Source organism: Sinorhizobium sp. RAC02 (assembly GCF_001713395.1).
GTDB lineage: Bacteria > Pseudomonadota > Alphaproteobacteria > Rhizobiales > Rhizobiaceae > Shinella.
Genome location: NZ_CP016451.1, coordinates 34840 through 61479, shown reverse-complemented (window position 1 = coordinate 61479; position 26640 = coordinate 34840). Strand labels below are relative to the sequence as shown.

Sequence of the window (26640 nt, the reverse complement as noted above, 5' to 3'; positions counted from 1 at the left end):
ATGGCAAGGTCCGACCTTCTGGCCCTCACCGACGACGGGCTGACCCAGCTTTCCAATGCCGGCATCGTCAAACGTGCGCAACGGGAGCTGGCGGCTGGCGCCGGGCCGGAGATCAGGGAGCTTGAGGATGGGACGATCGAGGCACGCTTTGCCGACGCGACGTTCACGCGTCTGCCGCCGGGCAAGGAACTTGCCGAAGCAAGCTGCACCTGCCCCTCGTCCGGGGTCTGTCGCCATCGCATCCTGTTGGCGATCACCTATCGGGCGGCAGGGACCGGAAGCACGGATGCCGTATCTGAAGAAACGAAAAGCTGGACCCCTGCCTCTCTCGACCTCGACAGCTTCGAGACTGCGCTTGGCACCTCCGCCAAGGCGGAACTGACCCGACTGCTTTCGGCCCGCCATACGGTGAGGCTCGACTACGGGCAGGTTCCGGCGGCGCGCCTGCCGATGGCGAGCGTTCGCTTTCTCGTGCCGAACGATCTTGGCTATGCGCGCTGCGACTGCGCCCAGGGACGCGGCTGCGTTCACACGGCCCTGGCCATCCGCGCTTTCCGCGCAGCGGATGGTGCCTCCGACGTAACGATCGGCGGGAATGGCGGCATGACCGAGACTGTCGACAAGGCATCATTGACTGCCGCCTGCGTCGATCTCCTTCGGCATCTGCTCGACGCCGGCGTAACAGCCGGAATGTCGGCGCACGCGCAACCGCTGGAACGAAGCCGCAGGCAGGCGGAGCTTCTGGGCGCCTCCCAGGCGCTGCTCGTCATCGAAGCGCTTACCGAGCAGATCGAAGCCTATGAGGCACGTAGCGCGCGCCATGATGAGCATGCAGCCTTTCGTCTTGCGGTCGAACTGATCGCCCGTACCAGGGCGAGCGATGCCGCCATGGCGCTCGGGATGGGCGAGCCGTTCGAGACCGCGATGGCAAAGTCGCGCCTGGTTTCGCTCGGCGCCCGGCTGCGCCAGGAGGGGCAGGACATCCGCGCGTCGGTCCTTCTGGCCGACAGCGATACCGGCGCCACCATGCTGATGGAAAAGCTTTTTTCTCCTTTACCCAATGAAACGGAGTTCCATGCCTCGGTGCTGCGCCGGCAGTTCGGACAAGGACTGCCGGTCCAGGCGGTTGGACGGGGACAAATTCTCACCAGCGTCGCACGCCGGCGGGCCGACGGACTTCTGGCGCTCGGCAGCGGCGCCGGCGGAAAGACCCAGGTGATGCCGCGCGACGGCAATTTTTCCTTCCCGCCCCCGGTTGCCGCACGACGTGTCGAGACGATCGCCGGGGACTTCACCGAGCGGCCGATCTCGCTGGTGCGGCCGCGCAAACGCGTCGACGACGTGCATGTGTTCAAGATCGAGGCGGTGCTTGGCCAGACCTGGTCGGCCGGCACCCAGTCATGGGAGGGCGCCGTCGAACTTACTGATGATGGCGGCACGCTTTATCTCGAACGGGAATTCGATTCTGGTGCGCCGGCCGCAACCGCAACTCTTGCCGCGGCACTCGATGGCCGCTGGGGCGCTATCCATCGGGTCGCCGGGCCGGTGCGGATGCAGGGTGGCTTTTTGATCTGCGAACCTTGGTCGCTCTCGGCTGATCGTTTCATCGTTCCGGACCTCGATTCCCTCGACAAGGCCGCGGCTACGGCAACGCCCCCGTCCGTCAGCCGCCTGTCTGACATTTTGGATGAGACTGAACGTTTGCTGTCCGGCGCGATCCATGCCGGAGGCAGGGCGCGCTCCAGTCGAGAGGCGATCGGCAAGCCGTTGAAGAGGAGGATCGAGACTGCAGGCTTTCTCTCGCTCGCCGCCCGCCTCGACGTCTGGTTCGATGCGGATATCGCGATTGAACCAAACGCCTTCTACGACGTGGCCATCTGGCTGCTTGCACTCAGGGAACTCGGAGAAACGAAGATCGTGTCCCATCGCGTCGTCTAATCGCGGTTGTCAACTGGCTCGCATAGGTCGTCACAGGTCAGGCTCATGGTTCTCTTCGAGGTCGACACCTTGGTCGCGTCATCGTGGCGTTGGATAGGCTCAGTCGACCAATGTGGTGTTCGCGATTACCTGCATGAGCCGGCATTCGCATTCCGGGATCGGGCTTGATTGCGCCACCGTCCTGACCGGACGATCTCGCTGATCTCAGCTTATCATGAACATCATTCTAATCATGCTAGTTCGCTCGGCTCTTGCGATGACCAACGGAAGGGTTCACCGGATTTCTCATTGCGTGAAGGATCACGGCCAGCTTTCGGGCCACGGCTACCTTTGCTTTTCGATAGCCGCCACGCCGAGCCATGCGTAGCCCTTGCGAAAATGAGGCTGTTGAGGGAATTTTGCATGAGACGTCAGGTTTCTGGCGGGTGACCCGGCCAAATCGCGATGTCAATGACATCTGGCTCGATCGGAACGCTGTCGTCCCTGGCGCCTTCGAACTCCATCCAGCTGATCCGCAGACTGCAAAGGGCACTGTCGACCAGGAAGATCGGTCCGTTCGGCAGAGGGTCGGGCATCGACGGGCTGGAGATCGCGAAGCTCTTCGAGGGAAATCGAACCTCGACCGTCTCTGTATGGGTCCAAGGCTTGTCGCTCATCGGCTCAGTCAGTGGGTGCGTCGGCTCGTGGTCGTAGATAGCGATCCGGATATGCTGCTGCAGGCAGGACTGCGTATATATTGTGATACCTGATGGCATCACGAAAAGGCATCTCGCCTCCATCTCGGGCGTGATCTCCGTGGGGGGCTCGAAAGCCTCGTCCTCTCGGTCCACAAGGTAGAATTGGCCGTAGTCGGACTGCCAGGCGAATGTCGCCCAGCCTTTTGGTGAGGCGGTCATCTCTATCATCCTTCGTGCGCCTCAGCCCAATGCGGATAGGTCACGTAGGCCGTCAACGCGCCCTCGCCTTCCGTGGTGATCGTCACGGATTCGCCCTTTGGCATATAGACAATGTCGCCCGGTCCAGCCGTCACGGTGCCATTGCCCGTCGAAACGGACAGACGACCTTCAAGGACGATCATCGTGTCGTGTACGGCCATCGTCTCGGTGAGCGACTGGCCGGGCGCGTAGCGTCCGTATCCGATGGTGACCGGGCCGCCATGCTGTTCGTCGACCAGATTTCCGACATAGATATCGGCATCCTGTCCTGGTGACTTGACCAGTTCGACGTCGGACAGGCTGAATTTCTGAACCACCATTGCTTCCTCCCTTTTTCTAGATTGAAGGTAGGGCAAACGCCGAAGCCGCCAAGAGCGACCGATATGGAGACACGTATGACCAAGACTTGCTCCGTTCCAACACCGGAACAGCGGCAATCCCTCGCGATCAGAGAAGCGGCCGAGCGCACGATGCTCGAAAAGGTGTTCAAAGCCATAGAGGATGCGGCCGCCGAAGTGGCCGACAAGTTTCGCGAAGCCGGGCTGGAATTCGAGCCTACGAGCTCCGACTACTTCACCTTCACCGTCCAGCAGGTGACCTTCGTGCGCCTGAGCGGCGGCAATCCTGATACCCTCGAAGGCGGCGATCCCGAAATCGGCGAACGCGTCGTCAGGAACTGTAGGCACATCATCGATCACTACTGGAAAGGCTCTGGGGACTTGAACATACCCGATAATTAGCCGACGGCCTGCGGCGAACGCGCTTTCACTGACCGTCATTATCCGCCCCAATTTTAGAGGGAAGGTTCAATCAGCCCGAACGGTCTTTCCAAAGCCCCATGCAGACGCCGCGACTGAGTAATCTCCGTCCAGTCGGGCCGGCCTGTGGAAACTGCGAAGATCCATGCCTTGTAAATATGGTGAAATCACATCCGCGCGTACGCCCTCGCCGCGCAGGGGCATGCGCGGGCTTGTGCGCCAGGTTTCGACCGCCGCCTTGGACGCGCTGAGCCTCTAACGCCGGTGTGCCATCCCTAGGGAAGCAGCATCCTGGCTTACCGGGTGACAGTGGTTCTCTCAGTTCACGGCCTCTTACGGAACTGCAAGCCCGGCTGTCCCTATCTTTAGTTTGTGCCCCACCTCGACGATGGCGCTGAGGGCTGGCACCAATTCTTCACCGAGAGCCGTCAACTCATACTCAACAGATGGAGGCGTGGTCGGTTGAATGGTGCGGTTTATAACGCCGCGCGCTTCCAGTTCCTTCAGACGCTGCGAAAGCACCTTTGCGGATACCGGCGGTATATCAAGACGAAGTTCGCTGAAGCGGCGTGGCCCGGCGCGCAGATGCCAAATCACATTTGGCGCCCAAGCGCCGGCAATCACCGCCATGCACTCGGTCAACACACACGGCTCGGGTAGCGCAGCGCTTCTGTTTTTCCGGATCTTGAGGCTCATTTGAATCACCAGTTACCGCAGGGAAACTTGAATATGAAGTAACTGATAGAAACCAAGTTGGCAATGGTAACGCCTATCCGTAGGTTCGCGGCGTCGACCACCTAAACGAGGTTTATCAATGCTACTTTATTTCAAGCCGGGCGCCTGCTCGCTGTCGATCCGCATCGTGCTCATGGAACTCGATCTGCCGTTCGAAAGTGTCGAAGTCGATACGAAAGCGGGCAAGACGATCAATGGGGCCGACTACTGCACGATCAACCCGAAGGGCTATGTTCCGGCGCTGCAGATCGAACCAGGTATCGTGCTGACCGAAAACCCGGCGATCCTTCAGTACCTGGCCGATCTGCGGCCGCAATCCGGTCTTGCCCCGTCCGCCGGGACGCTCGAACGTAGCCGCCTGCAGGAGTGGCTGAACTTCACGTCCTCGGAACTGCACAAGGCGTTCGGCCCCTGGTTCAGCGGACGGGCCTTCGTGGAAGGGGAACAGTTCCGCGCGGAGACCAACCTTGCCCGCCGGATCGATGATGTGGAGCGCGGGTTGTCAGACGGAAGGCGGTTCGTTCTCGGTCAAACCTTTACCGTGGCGGATGCCTATCTGTTCGTCGTCCTCAACTGGACCGGCTTTATCGGGTTCGATCTCGCACGATGGCCAAAGGTTGCAGCCTATGTCGCGCGCGTCGCCCAGCGTCCCGTTGTCCGCGCGGCACTCATTGCCGAAGGCCTGCTTCAGCTGGAGGCCGCGCAATGAGCACTCCCCTTGAAGAGATCCGCGAAACACTAGGTAACTATTTCGACGCTCTCTATTTTTGCGACGTCGATCGGCTCCAAAGCGTCTTTCACCCGGCAGCCGTCTACGCGACGCCTGACGAGACCCCCTTTCTTCATCGCACGATGGCGGAGTATTTTCCGATCGTCGCAGCCAGGCAATCCGGCGCTTCGCGCAACGAAGCCCGCCACGATCAGATTGAAGCCATCGACATTGGAACCGACAACATTGCACTCGCCCGGGTGCGGTGCACGATTGGAACCCGGGACTTCGTCGATTTCCTGACGCTCGTGCGCGTCGATGGGACTTGGCGGATCATCGCCAAGATCTTCAACATCATTGAGCCGCAACGATAAAGGGAGGTCGTCGAAATGCCCTATGTGAACATCAAGATAACAAATGAAGGTGCGACGCCCGAGCAGAAAGCGGAACTCATCAGCGGGGTGACCGATCTGCTTGTGCGTGTTCTGAACAAGAGCCCGGCCACGACCTTTGTGGTCATTGACGAGGTTTTGATGGAGGACTGGGGCGTCGGCGGCCTTCCTGTCGCAGATTATCGCAAGTCGCTTCTCAAGCCCTCGTGAGGCTGCCGATGCCCAATCCGTCGGCCTCGGCAAGGGCTCTAGGTGCAGCCATCACTCAGCACGGCCATCGAGCATCCCTTGCTGGCCGGCAACGGGCGACCGAGACGGTGAGGCCTCCAAGCACATCACAGCAGGATCAGGTCGGACCTTCCCTTAGACGAATAACAGCCCTACCCCGCCGACGCCCATCGTGATGACAACAATCCAGGGGGGCGCCTTCCAGACAGTGAGCAACAGGAAGCCAACCGCGGCCAGCGCGAAGTCATAGGGCCGTATGATTGCACTCGTCCAGACCGGGCTGTAGAGCGCGGCCGCCAGGATACCGACAACAGCCGCATTCGCTCCGCGCATGGCCGCCTGCGCGAGCGGACGCCGGCGGAAATCGTCCCAGAACGGGAGAGCCCCCAGCAGCAGCAAGAAACCCGGAAGGAATACCGCCAATAGCGCGATCGCAGCACCGACTGCGCCATTCGGCTCCGGTCCCATAACGGCGCCAAGATAGGCCGCAAATGTGAAGAGCGGACCCGGCATTGCCTGGGTGATGCCATAGCCAGCCAGGAAGGTATCGCTGCTAACCCAGCCGGGATCGACGACTTCCGCCTGCAGCAAAGGCAGCACCACGTGGCCACCTCCGAACACAAGGGCGCCCGCACGGTAAAAAGCATCGAACAGCGAGATGCCCGGTAATCCCGAGGGCGCAGCAAGAGGTAAAAGCACAAGCATTGCAAAAAATGCAATGAGGCTGATTATGCCGATCCACCGCGGTACTTTGAACGACAGCGCGCTTTCGCCCGCCGCTTTGCCGCTTCGGCACACCATCAGACCGAGCACGCCGCCAAGACCAATCGCCGCGACTTGCCCAATGGCGCTCGAAACGAAGATCACGGTCAGCATCGCCGCCAGAGCGATGGCGGCTCGTTGCCGGTCCGGCGCCAGGCTACGAGCCATACCCCAGAACGCCTGTGCGACGACAGCGACGGCGACGATCTTGAGGCCATGGAGTAAGCCTGCGCCAAGAGGCCCATTGAACGCACTGGCCGTCATGGCAAAGGCAACCAGCAGAAAGGCAGAGGGAAGCGTGAAGGCCATCCACGCGGCCAGCGCACCAAGAGGTCCTGCCCGTAGAAGTCCTAGAGCAAACCCTACCTGGCTGGAGGCCGGACCCGGCAAGAACTGACACAGAGCAACGAGATCAGCATATCCGGCCTCGTCGATCCAATTCCGACGGACGACAAGCTCGTCGCGGAAATATCCCAGGTGCGCGATCGGGCCTCCAAAAGACGTGAGCCCGAGTTTCAGGAAGGCGAGGAAGACTTCGCTTGCGGTCCCTTGTCGTCCGCCAGCATTGATCGCGGCAGTTGTCTCGGTTGCTGGGTTCACGACAGTTCCTTCCATTTATCCCCTCGTCACACCGGTCGTTGTCATGTTCTTACGTGACGCTTTCATGAAGGTGACCACGGCATTTCCCCCCGCTAAACTAAGCGCCCGCAACCACAGCAGTCTTGCTTCCTTAGCCCGAAATCGAGCACAATCTAAGTATTGGAATAGCTTCCCGGGCCACGGAAACTGGGCGCAGCCAACAGGGTTGCCGGATCTGTCAGTCGGAAGGAGAACGTTTGTGGCGCATTCACGTGTTGTTCTGCTTGGTTTGGTATTGCTGAGCACAGCTGCAGGTTTGGTGACGTGCTCCTCGGTAACCACGCCCGGGATGCCAAGCGGTCAGTGCGATGCCGCGGCGGCCCGAACACTCATTGGGAACTCCAAGCCGACCGACGAAGATGCTAAACATCGAACGGGAGCGACAATTGTGCGCCATATCGCCCCGGGCCAGCCCGTTACACATGATTATAGACGAGACCGAGTGACCGTTGAGACCGATCCTACCTCCAGGCGCGTTGTCGGAGCCACCTGCGGATAATCAGGCACATATAAGGCGGCGACGTCAGCCAGCCAGGCATTCATCGCAGATCCCGCAGCCGTCGTCATCCATCCGTGCACACGCACGCTGGCAGCATAGACAGATACGGGTGCCTTCCCTTTTGTCGGCCTCCTCCGGAGGGATGATTTCGACCGCTGCGTCGCGCAGAAACTCAGCTATAAGTTCCTTCATCTCGTGGCTCCTTCACGGTTGTGGGGAGGAGATAGGATTGGGAGTCGTCGGCGACAAGATCGAGCACTTGATGTCACCTCACGGGAACGTGACTGGTTCTGGAGCCTACAGAGACCGCCCCAACTTGGCGTTTTCATTCAATGCCGGAGGCTGTTCCAAGTGAAACCCTCTCTTTGTTTCGAGGAAAAACACCTTCATCACCGTACCTTCCCGGGCGAACGCGATACAATGTGATTAGGCGCGAAAGTTTGACCCGTTCCCGCGCGGAAGGCCGACTCCAGCAGAGCGCGTCAACACGTTGAAAGCTTGTTCATCTGCAGAGCCAACAGGGCGTTACTCTTCGAAGCCGATGGTGGGGTCAATGCCACGCCGGAACACGCCCACACCTCCAGATGCAGTTTTGCCAGTGATCGTGCACAGATGGAGTCATCGGATTATTCGCCAACCCATAAAATTTTAGGGCTTGCCGCTGAAGTCCCGATTTTCCAGAATGGTTTCCGGCAAGCCAAATGTGTTGGGTAGGCCCCTGGGGGAGTGATGAAGTACGACTGGACGGGTGACAGCACGCGTCGCTATCAAAGAATGCGGCTGGTGACGATGACGATTTTCGGGATTTTGGCTCTGGCTCTTCCATTGATAACAATAGCCAAGCCCTTTTTGTTTTGACAGTGCCGCGTTGCCGGATGAGCGTTGACTCTCAACCTTCGGATGCTAACCTGTCCATCCCATGGAAGGCCTAGCTCCCAACCCGCTTCGGCGGGGTTCTCTTTTGAACGTCCGGGTGCCTCGATAACACCTGGCCCAGGGAAACCGTATGACCCCACTCTACGGTTTCCCGCCCGGCCTTCCAACCCGCCTCGCCATGAACTGCTTCGTTGTTATATGTCCGACCCTTTAGGCTGAGTCATGCGCGCACTGACACCAGCCGATCACCAGTGGGCCGACGAGCGGGCGAACCTGCTACGCGCCCTCGCCCACCCGCACCGGCTTGAAATCCTCCTCCGGCTCACGAAAGGCGAAAAAAGCTTTCGGGATCTTGCGCTGGCGCTTGGGATATCGGACCGTTCGCTGTCGTATAGCCTGACAGAACTTTGCGCGTGCAGCCTTGTATTAAAGTGCCGCGTAGATGGTTGCACGTATTACTCGTCAAACGTGCCGGATTTCCACGTGTTCTGGCATACTGACAAATGATCCATCGCCAACCTCAAGGCCCACAGCATGAGCCAAATCGATGCACGATGAAACCGCCGATCTGATGGAAACCCTGCTGTTCACCGTGGGTCTCATCAAGCAAGCCGGTGACGGTGGCCGCCGTCGTCTTGCTGACGCTTACGCCGAGGCCCAAGCAACCATCGCCGGGATTCCGCTTGAGCCCGGATCTGCGCGCCCGCGCATCGTGGCGTGTTTCGAGCACTTTAATGTGTACAAGCACACCGACCACATTCTCGCGGCCGCCTGGATGCTGACGGCTATTCAGCAGCGCATCGGCGAGCGGAACCTCGATGGCTGGCCGTCGCTCAAGATCATCGCCGACCAGGCCGCAAGTCTGCTTCGCCCGGACCGAAAAGCCATGCATTGAAATTGTCCGCGGCGGCAGTCGCGGCGGCCATGAAGGTGGAAAAGAGAGGCCGCATTCGCAGCCTCCCCAGCTTTACGCGGACACACGTCCGCCGCCGAACCGACCGCTTCCGATCCAATATCACGCAAAGCGGAATGGAAGCTTTCCACCCCGGTCATGACCTTGGCGCCCGCCAGGCCGTCCAGATGGCAATCGGTCTGCGCGATAGCCATCATGCGCTTCGAAAGTGTCGTGCGCGTATGTCTAGGCAGCGGCACCGGCTGGATAGTGCGGCCGTTCAGGCGAGCGCGGCTTTTACGGTTGCACGATCCCTCTGGCGTTCCGTTGCCACTAAGCGAAGGGCACGTGTCGTTCGCAACGGTTCGGTGTCCTCGATATCGCGGGCCAACACTCGATCTTCCCGTTCAGCCCATTCCCACAGGCGTAACAGCCACTCGTCGGTCGCGATCCGATGAAGAGCGTTTAACGAGAGCCGGTCTAAAGCTCGAATGGCGTTGCGCAGCAGTGGTTCGTAGGTTCTATCCTCCAGAACATAGTAGACACCTTCATCCACGAGATGCCCTCGGGTCGCGAGGCCAACCAGAACGTCCCGCGCTCGTGTTGTGTTCGCTCGTGCCAGCCAGGCAAACAGATCAAATGGGTCGACCCTGAGCATCAGGAGCGCTTCGACGAAACATTGGACACATAGGTATCCATGTCCCTACCCGTCTTGCGCATCACACGTTCAAACGGCACGGGATCGCCGCCAGCGAACCAATTCAACGCGACGCGGCAGAACAAGGCGCGCAGGGCATCCTGTTCCTCTTTCGGCCAGCGCCAGAGCCCAAGCCGCATGGCGCCGTCCATGGGAAAGTAATCATGGTCGAAGTAGATCCGCCCGAAGCTTTCGAGCGCGGCGCGACGCGGGTCGCCCGCGTTTCGCGTTTGTGCCTCTTCCTCGGGCGTGAAACATTGGGGGCACCAACCCCATTGAGGACGGTATCGGGAGAAAACCGCGTGGAGCCGCAAGAGACAGCTATCGACATCGGGAGGATTGAGGTCAAAGCGATGCAGGATTTGCTCTGCCTGACGTTCTGATGGGCGACGAGGATGCTTCAACGAGACGGCGTCCCAAGGGCATGACGGATCACGGCATAAGGAGCTGAAACGTTCATTCGCTCTCCGCAGGTATGCATCGTCTGATTTCTGCTGATGATCGCTCAAAAGCAGACTTACCGCAAACCACCCCAAGTCAGTCATTCTTTCTGACTCCCCGGATGGCGGCTAGCAGAAATTTCAAAAGAAGACCGTACCACCGAAATGGAGGCGCAAAGCCGTCGTTAAGCGTAGTCCGCAGTTGGCACCGAGTATGATCCCCGATCAAAATCTTCGCCTTGAAGGGAATCGAACCCTTGACCCGCCCATCGGATAGTCTAAGGCACTGAAATTTCGATAACTATCGGCACGCATTGGGAAGGGTGGCACTGCGATTGATATGTATGTCCAACTCGCACTTCTTGTTAGATCTATGCCAACGATGCGAATATCATCGACGGTAACGAAAGGCATAGAACGTGCTCCGCTTCCACCGAGCAGATGGCTCTGCGCCGCCGTCGAACCGGCATTCGACAATACGGATCCTTTCGACTGGCGTAGCAGGCGTAGTCAACTGTATGCTCGCCCATGAATTGCAGCACGCTTCCTCGTACCCTCCCTTGACTTGCAACCCGCGGACGGACAGAAGCAGGTGGGTTTGGCTTAAGGTTTGGATCGCGAAAATATGACGCTCGACATCAGGGGAAGCATCAAAAATACCAAGCTCAGCTTGAATCAATACGTGGTCTTCGAAGAACTTATCGCCAATGCGATCGACGCGTATCTAATCCGGCGAGCAAGCGACCCATCCGCGCCGAACATGAATATTGCGATCGGAGTCGATTTCTTGCGCGCAGACTTGCTCGACGACCGTGAACTGATGAACGTATCATGCGGCGACAATGGATGCGGTCTCGGCGACGACCAACTCAAGGCGTTTCTTACAAAAGATACGTCCTACAAGGACGATCTCTCCATCTCCGGCATCGGAAAGTGCAAGGGTGCCGGGCGCATCCAGTTCTTCCATCATTTCGCAGCCATGAGGATCACAAGTAGCTACCGAGCCGGTGAGACGGTCCTCAAGCGTGAGTTACAGTATTCCGAGCCGCAGAAGCAAATCGAGACCGATGATTTCAAATCTGCGCCGGGCGCTGAAGCCGACATTGGGACCCTGATCCGGCTTGAGCAATTCAAAGAGACCGTTCGCCCGCGCGTATCCCACGGCGACGCCCTGAGCACTCTCTTCTCGGCGCCGGCGCTGAAAAAGCAGATGCTCGTCGCTTTCCTACAGCGGCTAGTCGGACTCGGTGAACAGCTTGGCAACTTCGAAATCCGATTCACCACACGGCACTGGAAGGACGACCAGGAGAAAATCGAAGTGCTGCGGCTCGCCGACCTGCCCGCAGTCACTGCCGAGCGGATTGTTGATGTCGAAGAACGTGATCCTGCATCTGGGGACCATCTCGACACACGGCAAACGTTCCAGCTCTCCCACTACCAGCTCAACGCTGAGCAGTATGATCTTCCGCGCAACGCCATCGCCTTCTGTGCCAAGTCCACGCCTGTGAAGGACATCACGAGTCACTACCTGCGGACGCGCACCGAGCAAAACAATCCGGTGGCCGGTTTCCATCACATTGTGCTGATCGAGGCCGACTATCTGGACGCCCGCGTCAACGAGCAGCGCGACGACTTCGACAATATTCCCGACGAGATTCCGAGCGGCGATATGTTTTCGTCGGAAAAACTGTCCTATGCAGACATTCACGAGGCACTCGACCCGGTCATCGACGAGATGGTCACTCCTTCTGACTGGAAGAAGGAGGAGGTGCTCAAGGAAGCCACCCACCAGTTCGGCATCAGCGAAGCGATGCTACAGGACACAAAGACGAGGATCGTGTATGGCGAATCCGCCCAGTCGGTCGCCGAACGCGTGTTGACCAAATACCAGAAGGCCGTCATCGACGAGACCGCTGCGATCTTCAGCCTCAAGGAGGAGATCATGGCATCCGAGCCGGACTCCGACGAGTTCCGCCAAAAAATCCATGAGCTTTCCTGGAAATATACGTCGTCGCTCAAGAACTTCGACATGGCAAACCTGTCGCAGCTCATTGTACGCCGTGCCGCAATCGTCGATATTCTCGATCTCGCTTGCGGCCAGCGGCTTGCTATGCAAGCCCCCGTCGATGGGGTCAAACGTAAGGACGAACAGATCATCCACAGCATCTTTTTCCCGATGCGCAAAGACAGCACCGAGACGACAGATCACGATATCTGGCTGCTCAGCGAAGAGTACCAGTATTACGACTATATCGCCTCGGACTTGCCGCTCGCAAACATCAAGTGGAACGATGACACCAACGTGTTCGAAAGCGACATCGACGAGGCACTCCGAAAGGTTCTTGCAAAACGCACGAATGACAATGGTGGCAAGCGTCCCGACATCGCGGTTTTCAGCAAGGAGGGTTCCGCTATTATCGTCGAGTTCAAGGCGCCTGGTGTTTCCACCGACGAGCATATCGGTGACCTTTCGGAATATGCCCAGCTGCTTGCTGCAAAGTCCGGCGGAAAACTCAGGAAATTCTATGGCTACCTTATCGGCGACAGCGTCAACACGCTGCGTCTGAGCGGGAACTGGACGCCGTTCCCGACAGGTAAGGGCTGGTTTCAATCAAGCGAGTTGAAGGATCCAGTAACGCGTATGTCGCTTGGCGAGACCTATTTCGAAATACTGCATTTCAGCGACGTGATCGACCGAGCCAAAAAACGCATTGGCGTGTACCAAGACAAGCTCAAACTGGATTTTCGTCGCGACAGCAATTGATCGTCGACCATCAAGCCCAAGCGCGTCTCCGCAGCGTCGTATCCCTCCACCGGCCCTCGCGGTCGAAGGCGCCGTAGTACCCGATAGTCTGAACTGGCCTCTAGCGCCGCCGCTAACCCTTCCAGATTTGAAGCATCGATCATCAGCCGAATACGCCCCCTGGACCGACATTCTGGACAGGTGGCACAGAGATCCGGATTTGAGCCGCACGTCCCTCTTCGTGGAACCAGAGTTCCCTGATCTTCGCGTCATCGCTTTTCGGAAGCGGTTTCGCTGCTCGGACCTTGAAAGTGGTCGGGAGGTTCACGGATGTTCCGAAAACGAGCGCGTGCTGCTTCGGCAAAGAGGGTAAACGCTTCAGAACCGCTTCCGAAATGAAAGGCGTCATCTGCCGGATCTGGGAGAGGTCATCCGGATTCTGGATTCTATGGACTACAAAATTCGAGCACTGCGAGAGAACGGTTTTCGAAAGTTCGCTTGGTCGTTGCGATGCGACCAACAAGAAAAGCCCGTACTTTCGCCCCTCCTTGGCGATGCGCTCGTAGATCTTGCTGGCGTCAATCGCATATTTTGAGGGTGTCTCGGAGATGTAACGATGGGCCTCCTCAAGCAAGAGGTGAACGGGAAAGCGGTTTCTTGGCTCGGCTTGCCTGAGCAAGCGGAATGTCATGCGCGCGAGTACCGAGGAGACCAGTTCGACTATCTCGTCCTCAACAGCATTCATATCGACGATAATGATCTGATGGCGTTTTTGCCAATGCTTGCCATTCTTTGACAATCCAAGGAGCTGCTCAAGGAAAGCCTCCATGGTCGGTATGGTTTCACCCGGCTTGATGTCATAGCGCATGAAGGCATATTCGGATCTATCGCGGAGCGACTTGAATCGGGTAAACATCTGAGAGCAGTAATCACGAATTTGCCTGTTGCCATGCGCTTCTTCGTAAAGGATCGCAAAATCCAGGCACTCTTCAAGATCATCAAATGTGAATGGCGACCGATTGTAGGATGGTAGATCAACACCCTCCCGGAGCTTTTTGCGAACCTCATCCAGAAATGGGGCCAGATTTCCGCCGGAGAAATTGCCGTACTGGTAGTTTGCCCCGTATTTTTGCAGAAGGTTAGTGTTCAAGTCTTTCGTCGGATACTTCTGCAATAACGACACGACACGCTGAAACTTTGCGACCGGCGAGTCCCCATCAGCACCCCGGAAGCACTCAATGACACAGGTGGCGATAAAGTGCTCCTTGATCGCCAGCGCTTCCGGAGTGCTCTTCCGAAACAGCCCTGTCAGACCCAAAGCTGTACGAAGAACCGGAATTTGGGTCCGCTCGCTGGCTTGCAGCAGCAGCTCCCATTCGGATTGCTCTAGGAACCAATGCGGAAGGCGGAACTTTCCGTCGGACGCGGTCCCATCCAGAACAACGTGAGCGACTCCAATGCCATTCTCTTTGGCGAGCGGCATCAGCGCATTGGCGTATTCCCCGTTCACGTCGAATACCACGAAGGTCGCCCCTCGGGCTTGGAACTCGTCCGCCTTGTCGAACAACGACTGGAGCACCGAGGCCACGGTGCATGACTTGCCGCTCCCCGTATTCCCAAGCACAGCGGTATGTCCGCCGAAAAAATCGTCGATCCGGACTTTGACGTCGTAGCCGTCGAACACCACCGATCGACCGATCGACAGGGCACGAAAGCGCGTCGCATCATCAGGTACTGGTGCAGCGCCATTCAGGCCCGGCGCAGGTTCGCTCGGCCTATCGGTCTCGAACACACGATCTAGTTCCGCATCGAGAGCATACAGCGCATCCGCGTAGAGCGATGGAAAGACGGATACGCCGAAGCGGAACGGATCGCCGCGATTCTGAGGCAGCATTCCCACTGGTACGACATCGAGATATTTCGCTGACGCCGCCTTGTCCAACTCCCCTTCGCCTCGGCCGGCGCTGGCGAGGTCCCGCTCTCGCAGGCCGACAACCTCAACTACGACATATTCCGTCTGAACTGGAATCATCAGGAACGAGCCCAGACGGGCGACATAGTGAACGTCATCGAACCCGACGACGGTGAAATTATCCGTGCCGGCGTGCATCTCGACGACGAAGCGGTCCGCTGCGACGGAGACCACCTTGCCGATGGCGCGTTTGCGGTCGTCGCGGCTCATTCGCTGTCTCCATCGGTGGACGGAGCCTCAGTCTTCTTCGGGGACATCGCCTCCAGCACTTTCCGAATTGCATCGTCAATGCGCTCGCTCGGCCGTTGGGGCATGAACTCATCGATGATTGTATCGAAATAATGCGCCTTGCGGTCGGCCTGTGGGCCGCTGCCACCGATGATCCAGATGCGGGGATCGTTTAGGGCGCGGAGTTTCGCCACCTCTCCCTCAAGCGTCGGATCGACGAAACTTACTAGGCGGAACGTCGGTATGGTCAGCGCCTGGTAGATGATGTTGTTGATGTGCTCATCGCCGAAGGCATACCCCATGGTGAAGAGAACGCTTTGCTCCCTCACGATCCGCGACTGGAACTCACGAAACAGGTCGGCATAGGGCGATCCGAGGCTAGAATTTTGCTTCGCGGGGGTGGGATAGATCATCACCTTGCCCGGTCCCTGCCCTTTCGAGACAGCCGTTTCGCGGATCGGGAACAAGCCGTGATCGTCTTCCGTCCAGCTAATCGACCCATGGATTTTGCAGAGATAGACGAAGCCATCAACAGCCGACCATTTCCGGTTGGTCACATCGAGTTGCTCGGCAAGGGCATAGCGGAAGGTCGCCGGATTGAAGCGGCGCTCGACCACACCGGAGAAACCGTTGGCATAAGGCAAACCGAGCCGGTCCATCGCCGTCTCGTTGAAAAGGTCATAGTTGGTGGTGAAAATCCACGGGCGCGGCAGCGAGCGATCACGCAGAACCAGCTTTCTGTAGAACGTCTCGTAGAGCGCCAAGACGGTGCTGTCGCCATTGGCGAACGCCCCATTCGTACAATTTCGCCAAAGGAAAGCCTGAACCTTCTGGATGATCGAATTTACGACCTTCAGATTGTCTTTTGCCTTCGCAAGCATGCTTCGGGAAAGCGAGAACCGAAGGCTGAACAGCAATTCCATCAACCGTTCAAGGTTGCGGGCATATTCTTTGTCGCCAATATCGATCCCGAACTCGTCGGTGAGAACTTTCCGCTCAGCGGAGGTCGGAAACCCTGCTTCGTCGACGGTTTGTGCTTTTGTGAACTCCTTGGCGAGCGGTGCCATGGTTGGGATGCCGACCTCCCGCCACTCCTCGTCCCCCAGGATGTCAGTCTCCTTGGAATAGTATGATGAGCACCCTGCGCCTAATAGGAACGCGACATTCTTTGCGTGCAACGATTCCGATAGCGCTTTCCTGACGACATCGGCGCCGGCTGGCCATTCGAGCTCACCGGCGTCAGCATCGCTCCCCCTAAGAAATTGAAATGTCAATTTCTTAGGCTCTTCTCCATTGGAATCTGCCACGATACCCCCTCACTTGAACAATGCATCAATATCTTCCGTCGGCCGGAACAACTTTATCGGCTGATCTTGAAACAACAACAACCCTTTGACGCAAGCCTACTTGGATGATCATCACCGCTTTCTGCTGAAACGGTCAGTGGATAGTTTGCAGTGAACTAACAGGCGATAATGATTGCCAGATACGGAGATTACGTCCCTTCCAACGGTTTGGCGACGCATATACCTCAAAACAACCCCCGCACGATTGTTCGCATTGATATGCACGTTATGATACAGAGGTATTTCCGATATGGGTTCGCCATAAGCACTGAAAAACGCTTAAGAGAGTAGCCACATTCGGAATCAACTATGGGTTGCATACCGTTACTAATTCGATCCGATAATGTGGGGGGACCTATGCCAATTCCAGTGCAGTTCGCACATCGCTTCATCTATCATTTTTCTCATATCGAAAATCTACCGGGCCTTCTTCAAACCGGTTTTTTGGCGACCAATCATCACGCCTTTCCCAGACGACACCGATCTATCGCTTCTGCGGGGATCCAGGAGCGCCGCGCCACGATGAATGTCACTTGTGGACCTGGAGGTTGCGTACATGACTACGTGCCGTTCTATTTCGGTGCTTTGAGCCCGATGCTCCTCGGCGTGGTGAACGCGAAGAACGTTGATCAATACGACATTCTTTATTTCGAGTTCCCGATCTCTATCGTCGATCGGCCGGACACCGTCTTTACAAACGCATCGGCGAACACCGCGATTCCTCCACAATTCTACGCATCAGGCGATCAACTCGATCAGCTCGATTGGGCCGCGATTGATTATACGAAGTGGGGGAGCCTGGATGAAGCGCACCGCCACCGGCGCATGGCTGAGGCTCTAGTACACGGCTATGTTCCAGTTACCGCCGCTTCGCGCTGTGTCGTCTGGAATGATAGCGTGAAAAAGCGGGTTCAGCAGATCGTTGGCAATTCGGCATTTCCCGCCATCGAGTTCGAGGATCGAAGCCGCAGACATTACTACAAAAACCTAGAACTAAAAGACGGCTCGAGCCTGGTTAAAGGACCGGGCGAGATACTCCTGCACTATAACCATTACAAGAATCACGTCATTCAGAACGGTGGGAAGCACGTCGCGACCGCAGACTTCAAAAACCTCACCGCGCTGCTCGCTGGACTTCGTGCCAATTTCGGTTGCGTCCCGCACACCGCCGAACTCGTGGGTTTAGCATCCGCCAATGCTGGTATCCACAAACAGACTGTTGATTTGCATACCAAGGACGTCGTTGAGCGCCTTGTCAGTCTACCGGGATATGCGGCCCTCGGAGACAGGCAAAAGAAGCTCGCCGAGATTGCCGCTTATTTGCACGATATCGGAAAAGGTCCGAAGGCACGGTGGACCAGCAATGGAGGCCTTCAGAAGGTTGATCCCAATCATCCCGTCGGCGCCATGCCGATGATGGCCGAGATCCTAACCAAACATGTTGGAACCGTAAAGCCAAACTCGGCGGCGACGTTGATGAAATTGGTGTGCTATCATGATCTAGTTGGTGATGTCTTAGGCCGCGACCGAGACGAACGGCAAATCATCGATGTCGTTGATGACAAAGACGAGCTCAATATGCTCTTCGTCCTTGGTCAAGCGGACGTCCTGTCGCTACAGGAGCACTGGTGGGATCAGGCGAAAGCGGATCTGGTTTACCGACGGTGCTTGGCAGCAATTTAAGAAGGTTTGACGGAAGAGCGATGCTGGATTTTATACAAGGCGACCTATTCGACACAAAGGCCGACATTCGCGTGAACACGGTCAACTGTGTCGGTGTCATGGGTGCCGGTGTCGCCTTGGCGTTCAAGCAGCACTATCCCGAAATGTTCAAGGAGTATCGAGATGACTGCAAAGCTGGCCGTGTGCGACCTGGAAAAATGCACGTATGGAAATCCCTGAGCGGCGATTGGGTCATAAACTTCCCTACGAAACGCGATTGGCGCGACCCTTCGCGATATGAAGACATTGATGCTGGTTTAGATGATCTCCGTGCCTACCTTGATACCGTCGGGCCGGTAACGGTTGCCCTGCCTGCTTTGGGATGCGGTCATGGAGGGTTGGATTGGGACCGCGTATCCGAAATGATCCGTCAAAAGCTTGACGGAGTGAACGCTCATGTCTTCGTTTTCGAGCCGGCAGCATCCCACAGAGCCGGCAAGACTGTGACACAACCTTCCTCGGACGAGCGAGGTAGTGTTGAGCAGTTGGGCTACAAAATCCTTGAGGATCATCCCTACGCATCGAAGGCTACAAGCCCCCTGTTCGTGATGGGTCGGCAAGATCTGCTGAGGCGTAAATGGCTGGCGCTTCTGCCTTCGCGCCAGCCGAGCGATCGGGAAATGAAAGCGCTGCATTCGATCGCAGCGGAACTCGCGGTCTCCGGGGCAGACGTCACGGTGGCGCTCGCTTACGGAACGAAAATCAGCGAGGAAATTGCGGATCTGTTCGCGCAAAAAGGCGTTGAGACCGTCCTCCTGCTTCCATTTGGCGTTTTGACCCGCAAACCGTTAGCCAAAAAACGTGGTGTCGATCAATCTCATCCACTTACGATTGCATCGAGCGCCCCTCCTAATTCCAAATGGAGTCGCCCGTTGTTCGCCCAGACGATGGACATGCTTCGCACAAATGCTAACGCCGCTCTACTCTCGGACCCGGAACCTGAATGGTTGACCAACAGAGGATCAGACAAGTGGGCTCAAGCGTCGATCGCATATGTTAAATACGAACAGTCCCCGTCCTTTGTGCGTGATACGCTGGATCGAATCGGCGCGAAGCCGATTGGTCGGCGCATAGAAACCGGAGCACCCAACCTCGACCATTTGCTCACGGCACTTCGAAACCGTTTATCGGCTCCACCCCGAAACCAAAGCGAAGACCTGCGGCAAGACGTGCGAGTGCCTGAGACTGGTCGGGAGAACAGCTTAAGTTTTTCTTTGATCGGGATTTCTGAAGACACGAAACGTGAGTTGCTGGAAGCGTTGCTGAAGGCTAATGCAGGGGTTCAAGCGCTGACTGTGCAGCTGTCTTCTGACGTCAATGACGACAATCTTCATCGTTTGTATGAGATTGGTTTTAGGCGGGAGAGTATTTCGCACGAACTTACGCCTCCAGCAAAGGCGCAGCCGGTCGATCCCACCCAATCTAGCGATGACGAGGCGGGGCTGATCGGAAACTGAATGATATCGCTGCAGCTGCCGGCCCGCCAGCCTTGCAGACGGTTGGCCAGCCTCAGAGAATGCCCAGGCCTACCGCTCGCGCTTAGCTCGTCTCCTTTAAGAATATGCTTGCTGTTATGAACGAGTACCGAGCGACTTGCGGCAACCATTGGACCACATGCTGTGGTGATCCGGGGAAATAACCCATCTCGACAATCGGGGCTAGACGACTTCGGATCTCCTCTTCTGGACGCCCCAAACCGTTCCATCCAGCCTCCCACCAGTCGTCGTCATTTGATTTCGCGCCAGCCAGAAATATGGGGAACAGCTTCGCCGCCAATTGGGGTTTACCTACCAGAAGCGCCAGCAGCAGCATGGGTAGCTGGAAGGTGCCAGGAACTGCTGATCGACCCTCGAATGCTGGGAGCGCTTCGGCCGACAAGGAGGCCTTCAACAAACGATATATGTTCGCAAAGCGCTTGGCACTTCGGGGGGTGGCAAGGAGCATATATAGGCCACGAGCAAACTCTGTTTCAATCGAAGTGATGGAGAGGGCCTGCGCCGGCACAGCGAGCTCAACCAGTTTCGGCTCGGGTGGTGCCGAGGCTGTATTCGGCGACGGGTCAATGTTTCCCTCCGACGAAGGCTGCTGCTTTCCGTCACTGTCGTTCGCCCCCGTTTCGTCCCGCGAGGCTCCTCTTCGTGGCGTCACGCCCTCGTTCGACACTCCAGTCAGTTCTATATCTTCGGTGGCTGGTGTCAGCAGGCGATCCATCAATCTTCCAAATCCAGGCTTCCCCATCGAACGGACCGTGAATGGGATCTGGAAGATTTTCTCGAGGTAGTCCTGTGGTGTCGCCACTTGGTTAGCCTGAGCGTCATTTTCTGACTGCATCTGAGGAATGCTTGAGCCAAGCGATTTCAGGAGCCACCGGGGGTCAACGCTCACGATCACGACAAACAGCTTGTAGGCGAGCAGCAAGTGGACCGCCTGCAGAATCTCGACCACCATCTCGGGAGGGCAACGGTCAACGTCGTCAATATAAAGAACGATCCGGTCAACGCCGTCGGCATCATTTTGAATTCGCTCCACCAACCCGTCGAAGTCTTTCCTAATGGTGGCGATCAGACCGAGATGGCGACGGTAGTCGTCGGACTTGGTCCGTTCCGTGATGAAATAGCCAAGTGACTGGCTATCTTTCAAGGCTGTGAGCCTCTCCTCGATCTCCCGCACACGAGTGGCAGCAGCTTCTACCCGTCCGGAGGCCGCAGCTTCCTGAGCCACCGCATCGGCGACCTGCTGCTGAAGCTGCTTTTCTTTGTGAGATATGACCGCCCGTTTCGCAGCCAATCCTTCATCGACCCTGGACTTCGCGGCCGAGACCGCCTCCAGTCCAGCCTTGAACTTGGTCACCGCGCTCTTCAGTACCGCTGCAGCAGATCCCAAGGTGGCCGCAATCGTTCCCACGATAGCGGTAGCATTTGCCAGATAGGTGCCGAGATGCTCACGAAGGGACCACACTAGCGGCGGCAGGCCGAGTACGACTAACATTCCAAGGAGAATGATCAGCGCATTCCTGCCAGTAAAGATGGAAACAAAGAATGCTTTCGTCTTTCCTACCGTGGAATAGACGTCCCTCACAGCGCCGTCCAACTCCGATGCGCTTTCCAGCAGGGCGGGTGCGCCGACCATATCAAAAGCGCCGCGCAGAGCTGCAGACAGGTCTTCATCGCCCTTCAGCAGATCTGCAAAGTCTTGAGCTCGCAGGTCACGCAACTTAATCTCCGAATGCTCCCTTTCGAAGACCTTTCTCCGCAGCTCCGCGGTGGAGTTTTTCAGCAGATCAGATGCGAGCTTCTGCTCTTCGGTCGCGATGGCCACCTCTTCCTTGGCGCTGGTAAGTTCGCCGGCTAAGGCCGCGCGCTGTTCTTCCGGACTTTTCGAGGGCGTCAGGTACGCCGCAAGGCTTTCAAGGATGTGGCTTACCAGGCTTGCCCATAGGTTGGTGTCGACATAGTGCCAGGCGTTGAAATTGATCTGGACCACCCGGGTGCAATAAGGACCGCCCGCAGGGCGATTGGAAATTGCCGCGACCTCTGCCTCGAGCGACTTGATGTAGAAGCTCTTTCCCGATCCCCATTCCCCGAAAAGGCCGATAGCTAGAGGAGGTTCGACCTCTCGCGACAGCATGACCGATGTCAATGTCTGGACGTCACGTCGGATACCAATGTCATCCTTGCCAATGTCGATAATGTCTGGCGCATGACCTGGCAGCCTCGGATCAGTCTCAGTCACAACAGCCTGATGCGCTTCGATCCTGTCGATGAGCCGACCCACAAGCCGCCGATCTTCAGCGTCCTCGGCGGCGGTCTCAAGGGCCTGGGTCGCCTCATTTCGCTCAAACGCAGAAAGTACGCGCGCGAATGCATCGAGTGATATGGGTGTGGAATTTCTTGATTCCACAACGACGATGCGCGCGAGGGCCGTCAAGCCTATGTGCTCCAGGATGTGTGGTCGCGCCGCACTCCTGATAGACGCGCTCGAGAGCGCAAAGAGTGCGTCGTAAGCCAACGACCTTCCGTCAGCCGTTCGGCCAAGCTGGTTGACCACGTCCGCTGCCAGGGAAGGAACCGGGAAGATGCGCAGGACCCGCAGGACCCACCAAACAGTCTCGAACCTCTCTGACGAGAGGGCCACTCTGAGATCATTCAACACGGCATCATCCGATGGGTCCCTGGAAACGCGGGCCAACCCCGCCACCTCAGGAGAGGGATCGTCGAGGGCCTGTTCTATGGCTGCGGTGCGGCAGGATCGGTCAGTCTGGATGATCCCCGCCAAGGTCCAAAATCTGACCGCTCTGTCATTCTCCTTCGCGTAATCGACATGATCGAGAATGACTTTGGTGTGGTTATCGTCCTCAACGCGAAGCCATAGCAGTACGCTCAGCATCCAGGATCGTGCAGCGGGAAGCCGGTTGGGATCACGGATCGATGCCTCGAACGAATTTTGACGTGTTGGTGAAAAATCGCCGACGATCGCGTCGACGAGCTTATCTGCGAGAGTTTGTGCGTCTCTGAAGCCGTGGGCGATGATCAAGTTCAGCAATTCCAGGCGATCAGCCTCACTACCATCGAACAGGGTCTTGAAGATGTCGTCATAGCGCGGCGATTTGGCCCCACCGGCGGGATCAAGGAGATTTTGTATCTCCAGGGCTAGCTCGACATGTCCGATCACCGCACGTTCACGAAAGTCTATGCGGCGCCTGCGCTGGAACATGCCGTCTACGTCGGTCAGAGCATCGGCGGGCGGCTCATCGATCAAGACCGGAACGATAATCTTCTGGAGGCTCTCTGCCTGGAAAGCAATCTCTCTCTGGGTAGGTCCCCAACCGTGCTTGCCAAGCAGCACGACCACAGCTCGCGCCGACCGAAGCTTCTCGGATTCAACCGCCTGGATATCGCTTCCGACGGGCAAATCCCGCCGATAGAAATATACTGAAAGGCCGGCTGATTTTAGGGTTTGAGCGATTGGATCAATATCTTCTTCCTTCTCATTATAAAGAAGGAAGATATCATCGGCATTCGCGCTTTCTGCCATGTGCCCCCCGGCGACAACCCCGGGCCTACATCGAGCCCCTGGGGATTGCTCACATTTCGATTTCTATTGTTCCATGCAAGCAGACGGCGAACAATTCCAGACGCCATCGACTGCGGCTCTCTGACTGCGCCTGCGCACATAAAGCTGGCCGCAAATTTGCATATTGTCATGTTGACTTCGATGGGGTCAGAAAACTTTCCGCCGTCTCGATGACGCCCTTGAGGCCGTAAGTCGCGAGCCTGATCATGTCGAGCTCGTCGAGATACGGGCATACATAGGTTCCTGGCAGGGAGAGGTTTCGTGCGGACAGGAGCCGTTGGCTTGTGACGTCCCTGATTGAATGCCCTATTACGTCAACGCCGTGTGTGGTCAACAAACCACTGACCGCTTCCCAAAACGCCTTGGCCGTTGCAGCGCGTGTGGCGTCGTGGTGGGTGAGAACAAGCGTGTCGGGGTCGTCGATCGAGCCATCGATCTTATAAATGGTCACGGCAGCCGGATCAGGTAGGGGGCGATGAGGCGTTGCGACGGCGTATTTCCTTCCCGTAAGCTGACATGCGCGCTCAAACAGAAGATCGTAGTTCGTCGTGAAGATTGATGAAAAGGATTGGACAGCCCGAATGTGAGCAGGGGTGGGCTTGACCGGGATGGGGGTGTCAAGCAATTCACGAATAACGCCTACCAGGGCCCCACGCCCCATCTTCCTTTCGGCGAAAGACGCTATCTCCGCAAACGAATGCCGCTCCAGCATCTCCGAACCGTTCAGGGTGAGCCCAAGCCGGTTGCCGAGTATTTCGGCTAGCGAGCTTGCTGTTGGGTAGCCGGCCGAGATCGAAAACCCGGCGCCGGCCAGCAGCACTGATCCGGCAGAGGTGCCGGGAACGGCCAATGGCACCGGAGGCACCTGATCAATCGCCTGGGGTGAGGGCGCGTTGGACAACTCCTTCTTCCGGACGGCGCGCTTCAAGTAAGTGTCTTGGAAGACACCCTGGAGGGCCTCCCGGACCTTGTGCCCAAGGTCTATGGCGAGGTCGAATTCGGCACGGAACTGACCGTCTTCCCACGCGCCAACCTCCTTGCGGAACTTATCGCGCCTTATGGCATCGGGGCTCGCTGAATCTGCGCCATACTTGAGGCGTTTTACAAACAGAAGTATCGGGAGGCTCGACGCTCTCGCAAGATCCGCTTCAAGGTGCGTTACCGATTTGTCCATTGCGGCGCCGGGCCCGCGATCAGGTATCCAGCCATACCGATCACCCATCAATAGAACAAAGATGTGAGAGTTCTCGATTTCGTCGGAGAGCAGATCCCAGCTGCCCGAACCATTCGGCAACAGCCCCTCTGCGTTGACCGGCTCAAGGCCAAGACCAGCGACTTGTTCGACGACAGACTGACGCTCATTGGCCAAATCCTCCATCGTGCTGCTGATGAATACACGCACCTTGCCTGGCATACTTACCCCGCCCCCAAATCACCGCAACTATAGAAGAATTCAGCTATGACGACATCAACTATCGCTGACGAAACCTGTGGTTCAAACGTTTTTCCGTCATTACGTTGCGCACTCTGTCACCTCCAGCCGCAGCTAGCTGCAAAACCGCTGATCCAGCCGCATGGCTTTGAGCAGCGCTTGTCGCCGATGATGCATCAGAAGCATGCCGTCGGCGACAAGGCCTTCGTGGAATTCCGGGAAGAAGGTGCCGATCGTCGATCGCCAGATCGGCGAGGTCCGGGAGGCTGAATTGTTGTCAGCGTGCTCGGCGCGTCGAGTTACACCTTCGCCGAGGCGACTTGGACCCAGACACTGCCGGATTGGATAGGCTCCTCGATTGCGTCAACTAAAGAACACCCCACGCGCGAAACCTCCCCCTCCCCGTCATCTCGCGCAGGCCGAGTTCCAAAACGATCCGCCGCGCCGCCTGCGGCGTGACCTCGAGCGTCTTCGCCACCATCCCGGCCGACACCAAGGGTTTTGCCATCACCAGCTCGACCAGTTCAGGCAGTTTTGAAGACGTCCGCCGCCCCTCCAGCTTCCGCTCCATCATTTTTCGCGCCATTGCCAGCCGGTCATGTTCTCTGAGCCCGATCTCGGCGGCGGCCAAAAACCCGTGGGCGATGGCGAGCAGCCGCGTCTCCCGGTCGCGGTTGCGGCGGCGATCGACGGCAATGGTTTTCAGGCCGAGGTTGATCGCCGCGAGATGTACGCCGGTGGTGATACCGGCCTGGCGCAGGATCGACGCGCAAAACAGCCGGCCCAGCCAGGGCGCGTGCTGAAGAACGGAAAGCTCGTTCCAGGCATCGAGGGCGGTGATCGCCCGCAGCACCGCCGGCAGGTTTTCGGCCTGGCGCAGCACGCCGCGCCACTCGTCAAGCCTGGCATCCTCGTCCCAATCGAGATCGTAGATCATCGGATCTTTGTCCTGACCGCCGCCATGGCTCGGCCGTCTGGCGTTCTCGATCGCCGCCTCCGATCGGGCCAGCACGGCATCGATTGCAGCGTAGTCAACGCCGGGGAGATTTTCGATGTCGTCGGCGACGTCCCCCTCCCCTTCCGGATCGTTTGCGACCGCGCGCCGGATGGCATCGGCAGTCGTCGCCTCGTCCGTGTCAGCCGCCGTGATCTCCGAGGTCTTTCGCAGCGTCCGAACCCCGTCCATCGACAGCGCCCAGCCGGGTAGCTGGGCGGCAACGCGCCGGCGGGTGCGCAGCACGTCGCGGGCGATTGTCAGCTCATGGGTCGGGGTGCGAATATCGCGGGTGGCGTCGTGGAGGACGAGGTCTTCGAGATGGACGAGCTCGCCGTCGATCCACAGCGAGGCGCAGGCATCAGAGAAGTGGGATCGCTCGATCCAACCCTCGCCGACCGGCGAGCGGGCGATGCGCTCGTCGAGACGCGTGAGCGCGATGCCGGCATCGAAAGCCGGTCGCATCAGGGCTGTCATGCTGATTTTCGCGAGGTCGTAAGCCATTGAAATTATGGTAAATGATTTGCTATAGGAACTCTATATTAATATTATGGTTCCTCACATGGTATGGTTGCCGGTTGGGCGTCTAACCATCGATAAGTAACCCTTATCGGAGGTGATTGATTTCGA

22 protein-coding genes and 2 pseudogenes are annotated in these 26640 nt (G+C 57.7%); 12 read left to right on the top strand and 12 right to left on the bottom strand.

The annotated features are described in order from the left end of the window. Window positions 1–1938, top strand: a complete 1938-nt coding sequence (locus BSY16_RS20130) for a YehQ family protein (RefSeq protein ID WP_069061692.1) — start codon at window positions 1–3, stop codon at window positions 1936–1938. Window positions 1939–2168: 230 nt separating this feature from the next. Here BSY16_RS20130 and BSY16_RS33275 read toward each other — a convergent pair. The 3 genes and pseudogenes from BSY16_RS33275 to BSY16_RS20120 all read right to left on the bottom strand — a co-directional run. Further along, window positions 2169–2308 (bottom strand): annotated as a pseudogene (locus BSY16_RS33275) (IS110 family transposase); the annotation flags it as partial. A gap of 40 nt (window positions 2309–2348) precedes the next feature. After that, the gene (locus tag BSY16_RS20125) at window positions 2349–2834 is read right to left on the bottom strand and encodes a hypothetical protein (protein WP_150130073.1); all 486 of its coding nucleotides are present in this window, start codon (window positions 2832–2834) and stop codon (window positions 2349–2351) included. Between the two features lie 5 nt (window positions 2835–2839). Then, the gene (locus BSY16_RS20120) at window positions 2840–3193 is read right to left on the bottom strand and encodes a EutQ-related cupin domain-containing protein (RefSeq protein ID WP_069061690.1); all 354 of its coding nucleotides are present in this window, start codon (window positions 3191–3193) and stop codon (window positions 2840–2842) included. A gap of 75 nt (window positions 3194–3268) precedes the next feature. On the opposite strand from BSY16_RS20120, the gene BSY16_RS20115 reads away from it, so the two are divergent. Next, window positions 3269–3613: a hypothetical protein gene (locus BSY16_RS20115; RefSeq protein ID WP_069061689.1), complete on the top strand. Its 345-nt coding sequence runs from the start codon at window positions 3269–3271 to the stop codon at window positions 3611–3613. A 351-nt stretch (window positions 3614–3964) separates the two neighbouring features. Here the strand turns inward: BSY16_RS20115 and BSY16_RS20110 are convergent, their stop codons facing one another. Next, a complete protein-coding gene (locus BSY16_RS20110; protein ID WP_150130089.1) occupies window positions 3965–4333 on the bottom strand; it encodes a winged helix-turn-helix transcriptional regulator in 369 nt (122 codons plus the stop codon). Between the two features lie 112 nt (window positions 4334–4445). Between BSY16_RS20110 and BSY16_RS20105 the strand changes: the two genes are divergently transcribed. The 3 genes from BSY16_RS20105 to BSY16_RS20095 are packed head-to-tail and all read left to right on the top strand — an operon-like array spanning window position 4446 to window position 5677. Further along, a complete protein-coding gene (locus BSY16_RS20105) occupies window positions 4446–5075 on the top strand; it encodes a glutathione binding-like protein (RefSeq protein ID WP_069061687.1) in 630 nt (209 codons plus the stop codon). After that, a complete protein-coding gene (locus tag BSY16_RS20100) occupies window positions 5072–5449 on the top strand; it encodes a nuclear transport factor 2 family protein (RefSeq protein WP_069061686.1) in 378 nt (125 codons plus the stop codon). The genes BSY16_RS20105 and BSY16_RS20100 overlap by 4 nt, the downstream gene beginning before the upstream one ends. Window positions 5450–5464: 15 nt before the next feature. Then, window positions 5465–5677, top strand: coding sequence for a tautomerase family protein (locus tag BSY16_RS20095; RefSeq protein ID WP_069061685.1), 213 nt, complete (start codon window positions 5465–5467; stop codon window positions 5675–5677). Between the two features lie 153 nt (window positions 5678–5830). On the opposite strand, the gene chrA is transcribed toward BSY16_RS20095, so the two are convergent. Further along, complete coding sequence (gene chrA, locus BSY16_RS20090) at window positions 5831–7072, bottom strand: chromate efflux transporter (RefSeq protein ID WP_069061684.1); 1242 nt, start codon at window positions 7070–7072, stop codon at window positions 5831–5833. Between the two features lie 28 nt (window positions 7073–7100). Between chrA and BSY16_RS33110 the strand changes: the two genes are divergently transcribed. The 3 genes from BSY16_RS33110 to BSY16_RS32630 all read left to right on the top strand — a co-directional run bounded on the left by BSY16_RS33110 (window position 7101) and on the right by BSY16_RS32630 (window position 9366). Then, window positions 7101–7595, top strand: a complete 495-nt coding sequence (locus BSY16_RS33110) for an I78 family peptidase inhibitor (RefSeq protein ID WP_353652380.1) — start codon at window positions 7101–7103, stop codon at window positions 7593–7595. 1098 nt (window positions 7596–8693) lie between these two features. Beyond that, window positions 8694–8978 (top strand): ArsR/SmtB family transcription factor, encoded by a 285-nt coding sequence (locus BSY16_RS33105; protein ID WP_083243018.1) that lies wholly within the window; start codon window positions 8694–8696, stop codon window positions 8976–8978. Between the two features lie 40 nt (window positions 8979–9018). After that, entirely contained in the window at window positions 9019–9366 is a 348-nt protein-coding gene (locus tag BSY16_RS32630; protein WP_069061683.1) for a hypothetical protein, read from the top strand. A gap of 277 nt (window positions 9367–9643) precedes the next feature. Here the strand turns inward: BSY16_RS32630 and BSY16_RS20080 are convergent, their stop codons facing one another. Next, window positions 9644–10021 carry a hypothetical protein gene (locus BSY16_RS20080; RefSeq protein WP_069061682.1) on the bottom strand — a complete coding sequence of 126 codons (378 nt, stop codon included), beginning with the start codon at window positions 10019–10021 and terminating at the stop codon, window positions 9644–9646. Next, the gene (locus BSY16_RS32040) at window positions 10021–10605 is read right to left on the bottom strand and encodes a hypothetical protein (RefSeq protein ID WP_150130072.1); all 585 of its coding nucleotides are present in this window, start codon (window positions 10603–10605) and stop codon (window positions 10021–10023) included. Before BSY16_RS32040 ends, BSY16_RS20080 begins: the two co-directional genes overlap by 1 nt. A 520-nt stretch (window positions 10606–11125) precedes the next feature. Between BSY16_RS32040 and BSY16_RS20065 the strand changes: the two genes are divergently transcribed. Then, window positions 11126–13264: a hypothetical protein gene (locus BSY16_RS20065; protein WP_069061679.1), complete on the top strand. Its 2139-nt coding sequence runs from the start codon at window positions 11126–11128 to the stop codon at window positions 13262–13264. 142 nt (window positions 13265–13406) lie between these two features. On the opposite strand, the gene BSY16_RS20060 is transcribed toward BSY16_RS20065, so the two are convergent. Together BSY16_RS20060 and BSY16_RS20055 are read right to left on the bottom strand one after the other, a co-directional pair. Next, complete coding sequence (locus BSY16_RS20060; protein WP_069061678.1) at window positions 13407–15425, bottom strand: ATP-binding protein; 2019 nt, start codon at window positions 15423–15425, stop codon at window positions 13407–13409. Beyond that, window positions 15422–16750, bottom strand: coding sequence for an SIR2 family protein (locus BSY16_RS20055; protein WP_069061677.1), 1329 nt, complete (start codon window positions 16748–16750; stop codon window positions 15422–15424). The genes BSY16_RS20060 and BSY16_RS20055 overlap by 4 nt, the downstream gene beginning before the upstream one ends. Window positions 16751–17146: 396 nt before the next feature. Here BSY16_RS20055 and BSY16_RS20050 point away from each other — a divergent pair, with 396 nt between their 5' ends. Both BSY16_RS20050 and BSY16_RS20045 read left to right on the top strand, forming a co-directional pair. Then, window positions 17147–18472 (top strand): DUF4433 domain-containing protein, encoded by a 1326-nt coding sequence (locus BSY16_RS20050; protein WP_171902454.1) that lies wholly within the window; start codon window positions 17147–17149, stop codon window positions 18470–18472. Beyond that, window positions 18418–19968, top strand: coding sequence for a macro domain-containing protein (locus BSY16_RS20045; RefSeq protein ID WP_286157253.1), 1551 nt, complete (start codon window positions 18418–18420; stop codon window positions 19966–19968). The genes BSY16_RS20050 and BSY16_RS20045 overlap by 55 nt, the downstream gene beginning before the upstream one ends. Window positions 19969–20050: 82 nt before the next feature. Here BSY16_RS20045 and BSY16_RS20040 read toward each other — a convergent pair whose 3' ends face one another. Together BSY16_RS20040 and BSY16_RS20035 are read right to left on the bottom strand one after the other, a co-directional pair. Then, window positions 20051–23545, bottom strand: coding sequence for a P-loop NTPase fold protein (locus BSY16_RS20040; RefSeq protein ID WP_069061674.1), 3495 nt, complete (start codon window positions 23543–23545; stop codon window positions 20051–20053). A 166-nt stretch (window positions 23546–23711) separates the two neighbouring features. Further along, entirely contained in the window at window positions 23712–24998 is a 1287-nt protein-coding gene (locus BSY16_RS20035; protein WP_069061673.1) for a DUF4062 domain-containing protein, read from the bottom strand. 147 nt (window positions 24999–25145) lie between these two features. Here BSY16_RS20035 and BSY16_RS32785 point away from each other — a divergent pair. Further along, window positions 25146–25370 (top strand): annotated as a pseudogene (locus tag BSY16_RS32785) (IS21 family transposase); the annotation flags it as partial. Between the two features lie 13 nt (window positions 25371–25383). Here the strand turns inward: BSY16_RS32785 and BSY16_RS20030 are convergent. Then, window positions 25384–26514 carry an RHE_PE00001 family protein gene (locus tag BSY16_RS20030; RefSeq protein ID WP_069061672.1) on the bottom strand — a complete coding sequence of 377 codons (1131 nt, stop codon included), beginning with the start codon at window positions 26512–26514 and terminating at the stop codon, window positions 25384–25386. Window positions 26515–26640 lie beyond the last annotated feature (126 nt).